Consider the following 5,393-nt stretch of genomic DNA (forward strand, 5'->3'; position numbering starts at 1 on the left):
TATTTAATTTTGATACAGCCCCGGTATTTTCATAACATATTTATTATTTCGAATGTTAATACATTGACAAAGGTAGGTGCGTATTATATTATAAACATAACAACTGTTATGTTATATTGTGGAACGGTTGGTAATAATATATTGTAACCTACTTCAATAAAGTAACCTAAATTAAATATGAAATGGGGGAGAGTTTATATGGAGGCATTTAAAGTTTTAGAAATTAAGCAAAGTGTTTTTGACAACAATGATCGTCAGGCTGAGCTACTTAGAGAAGAATTGAAAAAAGATGGGGTCTTTTTATTAAATCTTATGTCATCACCTGGTTCAGGGAAAACAACAACTGTTTTAAGAACAATTGAAGCTCTTCAAAATGAAATGAACATTGGTATTTTAGAAGCTGATATTGATTCAGATGTGGATGCACACAAGGTTTCACAGACTGGAGTTAAAGTAATTCAACTGCATACAGGAGGAATGTGTCATCTTGATGCTGATATGACTAGACAAGGTTTAAAAGGTCTTGGAACAGATAACATTGATTTTGCAATATTGGAGAATGTTGGGAACTTAGTGTGTCCTGCAGAATTTGACACTGGTGCATCAAAAAATGCTATGATTCTAAGCATACCAGAAGGAGATGACAAGCCTTTAAAATATCCTTTAATGTTTTCAATAGTTGATGTTTTATTAGTGAACAAAATAGATGCAGCTGACTATTTTGAATTTGATATGGAGGCAGTAAAAGAGAGGGTAAAAAAACTGAATCCAAATATTAAAGTTATTCCAATTTCAGCTAAAACTGGAGAGGGAATTGGAGAATGGGCTGACTGGATACGTGGACAAATAAATAATTGGAAAAATAAATAACATTAAATAATTCATAACATTAAAAATATTATAAACTTACTTTAAAATATTTTGACTATATAATAATCAGTTTCTTTCGGTTACTTTTGTTTTAATAACTTAATAAAACCTAAAAGTGCTGATTATTTTAATATAGTTAATATTAATAATGAGTCTTGCCATCTTTGCAATTCATTGTAAACACTGGTGTTTATAGTTTTGTTTATGATGACATATAATTATTTTGGGGAGGGATAATATATGGTCAAGGAAAAGGTACTTGATCTTGCAAATCACATCAGTAATAAGAAGCGTGGCTCGAAAAATGAAATAAAAGCTACAGATCCCGAGTATATGATTCTTGAACCTGTTGTTTCAGAAGAAATGGCAGAAGTTGTACTTTGTATGGAAATACGTAAAAAGGTTACTGCTAAAGATGTTGCTCCTTTATGTGGAAAATCTGTAGAGAGAACAACAGAACTTTTGTTAGAATTAGCGGATGCAGGGGTTTGTTTTGTAAATGAAATTGATGGAGTAGATACATTTTGGTATGAGACCTGGGTTCCAGGTATCATGGAAATGATGGTTAACAATAAGGAGAATGTTAAAAAGTATCCTCAGATTCCTAGGGCTTTTGAAGCCTATGGAAGAGTAAGAGGACCTAAGACAGCAGGAAGTTTTCCTGTAGGAGTAGGTCTTATGCGTGTTATACCTATAGAACATGCCATTGAAGGTGAAACTAGAAGAGCATCCTATGAGGAAGTTTCTAAGTATCTTAATGATAATGATATTTTCTCAGTTGCTGATTGTTCATGCCGTACAGCAAGAGAAGCTATGGGAGAAGGCTGCGGTCACCTTAAGGAAGACATGTGCATTCAGATGGGTCACGCAGCAGAATACTATATACGTACGAAGAGGGGTAAACAGATTACTCGTGAAGAAGCTTTTGAAATTATTAAGAGAGCAGAAGAAAACGGTTTAATGCATCAAATACCTAACTTAGATGGTTCTGGTAAAACTCATGCTATTTGTAATTGCTGTGGATGTTCTTGTCTGGCTTTAAGAACTGCTAGTATGTTTATTAACGCTGACATGGTACGTTCAAACTATGTTTCTAAAGTGGACAAAGAGAAATGTGTTGCCTGTGGAGAGTGCGTTCAAAATTGTCCTGTTAATGCACTACAATTGGGGCAAAAGTTATGTTCAAAAACACCAGTAACTACTGAGATAAAGAGAATTGATACTCCACGAGATACTGAGTGGGGTCCAGAAAAATGGAATCCTGAATATAGAACCAATAGAAAAGATGTAGTTGATACAGGTACAAGTCCATGTAAAACCAATTGTCCAGCTCATATTGCAGTTCAAGGTTATGTTAAACTTGCATCTCAAGGAAGATATAGGGAAGCTCTTGAACTTATCAAACAAGAAAATCCATTTCCTGCAGTATGCGGACGTATTTGCCCAAGAAAGTGTGAAACAGATTGTACTAGGGGAGATATCGACGATCCAGTTGCTATTGATGAAATCAAAAAATTTATTGCTGAACAGGATTTAAATACTGATCATAGATATGTGCCTAAACGTAAGCACGAGTACGGTAAAAAAATTGCTATTGTGGGAGCAGGGCCTTCAGGTCTTAGCTGTGCATACTACTTAGCCATTGATGGGTATAAAGTAACTGTGTTTGAAAAAGAAAATGTTCTTGGTGGAATGTTAACTTTAGGAATACCTTCATTCAGGCTTGAAAAAAATGTAATAAATGCTGAAATTGATATACTGAAAGAATTAGGCGTTGAATTCAAGACAGGGGTTGAGGTTGGAAGAGATATAAGTCTTAATGAATTAAGGGATCAAGGTTTTAAAGCCTTCTATATTGCAATCGGTGCATGTATGGGAAGGAACCTTGGTATTGAAGGTGAAAACGTAGAAAATGTTATAACCGGTATAGATTTTATGAGAGATGTTAACTTGGGTAAGGAGTTAAAACTTGAGGGCAATGTAATCGTAATCGGTGGTGGTAACGTTGCTATAGATGTTGCGAGAACAGCTACTAGAATTGGAAATACACAAATTAAAATGTACTGTTTGGAAAGTCGTGAACAAATGCCTGCACTTCAAGAGGAAATTGAGGAAGCACTATCAGAGAATATTGAAATTAATAATTCTTGGGGGCCAAAGAGAGTAATTGTTGAAAATGGTCGTGCTACAGGAGTAGAATTCAAGAAATGTATTTCTGTATTTGATAAGAGTGGAAGATTTAATCCATCTTATGATGAAAATAACACTATCATAGTTAAGGCTGATACTGTACTGCTTTCAATAGGTCAAGGAATGAATTGGGGAGAACTTTTATCAGATAGTAAAATTGAACTAAATAGAAATAATACTATTAAAGCAGATCCATTTACATTACAGACAGGTGAGCTTGATGTTTTTGCTGGTGGTGATGCATTAACAGGACCTAAGTTTGCAATAGATGCTATTGCTTTAGGTAAAGAAGGTGCAATTTCAATTCATCGTTATGTTCAGCCAGGACAAAGTTTGATTATTGGTCGAGATAGAAAAGAATATCATGCATTAGATAAGGAGAATATAGAACTTAAAGGATATGATAGTACTCCTAGACAGAGTGTAGGTCATGTAGATGGAAGCAAATCAAGGAAAACATTTAAAGACTTACGTGAAACATTTACTGAAGACCAGATAAAAAGGGAAACAGAACGTTGTCTTAGCTGTGGTGCAACGGTTGTAGATGAATTCCTGTGTGTAGGATGTGGTCAATGTACCACTAAATGTAAGTTTGATGCTATTTCCCTTGTAAGAAAATATGATGGTGAGGGTGTAGCTTATGAGGATTTAAAACCTGTAGTTATAAAGCAAATTCTTAAACGTAAAGTGAAAATTACAACTAAAAAAGTAAAGAAACTTTTTAAATAACTTAGTTAACTATAAAAGATTTTATAAAGTAATTTTAAATTTAAATAGGGGTAGAGGGTGAATAAAATGTTTGAATTTAATTATGTTGAAGGAGCAACAATGTTTTCTGCATGGGGAATGTGGTTTGTAGTTTTTGCAGGTTTGTTTTTATTCAATGAGTTTTCTAGAAGACAGAAGTGGGCAGGATTTTTTAGTTTTGTTATTTTGCCAATTATTTTAACAGTTGTTTGGATGACTGTTTTAAAGGATGTTACCTATACTGACTGGTTCCATCTAGCTAAAGTTTATTCTGCAACAGCAGGATGTATTGGATTTTGGTGTATTCGTCATATTGAGAAAAAGGATAAAATTACTGGTGAGGTTGTTTGGAGACTAGCTGATAATAAAATTGCACTATGCTTTCCACCGTTGATTCTAGCTATTAACATTATAGAAGCAGTGGCAAGAGATATTGAAGTTGGATCCACTTATTGGATGATGAATTCAGGAGCTATTGAAGGTGAAGTAGTAGGTGTAATGGGTGGTCCTTGGAATTATATGAATGCAGCGGCTGGTATACTAAATATCATTGCTATAACTGGTTGGTTTGGAATAGTAATTAGAAAACAAACTAGAAAAGACAAAAGTAAGGATATGCTATGGCCTGATATGCTTTGGTTCTGGATTATTGCATATGATTTATGGAATTTTGTATATACTTATAATTGCATACCTACTCATTCTTGGTACGCAGGTTTAGCATTACTTATTGCGCCAACTCTTTGTGCATTTACTGTTGGAAAGGGTGCTTGGCTACAGCATAGAGCTCAGACCTTAGCTATATGGTGCATGTTTGCTCAAACTTTTCCAAATTTCCAGGATACAGGAGTGTTTGTAGTTAAATCAACTTACAATATTACTATTTATACAATTTTAGGAGCTATAGCTCTTGCAAGTAATATAGCTGTATTTGTTTATATGATATATAAAATAAGGAAAACTAAGAGAAATCCATACAAGGAAGAACTTTATACTGACCTTGATGAGTTTAAAGAAATTAAAATGATGATGTAAAGCGATATATGTTATGATTAAAGAAGGCAAAAAATAGGCCTATAGGCCTATTTTGCTATCTAGAACTATTAAGATAATACAATATACAATAGTTGAGTTCTAATACGTATATATTAATTGAAAATAATAGATTATACACTTATGGGTTATTGTTGTTTACAAATTTAGAGACTACAAAAATTATTATTGCTGATATAATAGCTATGCCAGCAAATAAAAATCCTATTGGTATAAGAAAGAATGGTTCAGATAGAGTTCCATCTGGCAAGACTTCGGAACCAACTACATTAAATATCGTAAAACACGCTATACTAGCTACTACTAAAAGAATACTAAATAAATATTTTTTCATTTTTAATTTTCCCCCTATAAATTTTTTTACTTCAGATTAATTTTTGTTTGCAATTAAGTACTTTATAAATTCTGTACCTTTTAATATCATTTTATACTTGAAAAATAGAATTGTAAATAAATATTTATTGATTTACAATAAATATTTATTATTAATACAACCTATTGGTATCGATTGACTCAATAGTAACACAAGATGC

4 protein-coding genes are annotated in these 5,393 nt (G+C 33.1%); 3 read left to right on the top strand and 1 reads right to left on the bottom strand.

The window, feature by feature from the left end; translation table 11 throughout:
* Positions 1 to 198: 198 nt before the first annotated feature.
* From hypB to B2694_RS17525, 3 genes are all read left to right on the top strand, one after another.
* A complete protein-coding gene (gene hypB / locus B2694_RS17515) occupies positions 199 to 870 on the top strand; it encodes a hydrogenase nickel incorporation protein HypB (RefSeq protein WP_346886849.1) in 672 nt (223 codons plus the stop codon).
* 240 nt (positions 871 to 1,110) lie between these two features.
* On the top strand, positions 1,111 to 3,789 hold the full coding sequence (locus B2694_RS17520; RefSeq protein WP_346886850.1) for an FAD-dependent oxidoreductase: 2,679 nt from the start codon (positions 1,111 to 1,113) through the stop codon (positions 3,787 to 3,789).
* Between the two features lie 66 nt (positions 3,790 to 3,855).
* Positions 3,856 to 4,842: a DUF5692 family protein gene (locus B2694_RS17525; protein WP_346886851.1), complete on the top strand. Its 987-nt coding sequence runs from the start codon at positions 3,856 to 3,858 to the stop codon at positions 4,840 to 4,842.
* A 139-nt stretch (positions 4,843 to 4,981) separates the two neighbouring features.
* Here the strand turns inward: B2694_RS17525 and B2694_RS17530 are convergent, their stop codons facing one another.
* Complete coding sequence (locus tag B2694_RS17530; protein ID WP_346886852.1) at positions 4,982 to 5,194, bottom strand: DUF3955 domain-containing protein; 213 nt, start codon at positions 5,192 to 5,194, stop codon at positions 4,982 to 4,984.
* Between the last annotated feature and the right edge of the window lie 199 nt (positions 5,195 to 5,393).

The organism is Clostridium sp. UBA4395, assembly GCF_002390995.1.
Taxonomy (GTDB): Bacteria; Bacillota; Clostridia; order Clostridiales; family Clostridiaceae; genus Clostridium_J; species Clostridium_J sulfidigenes.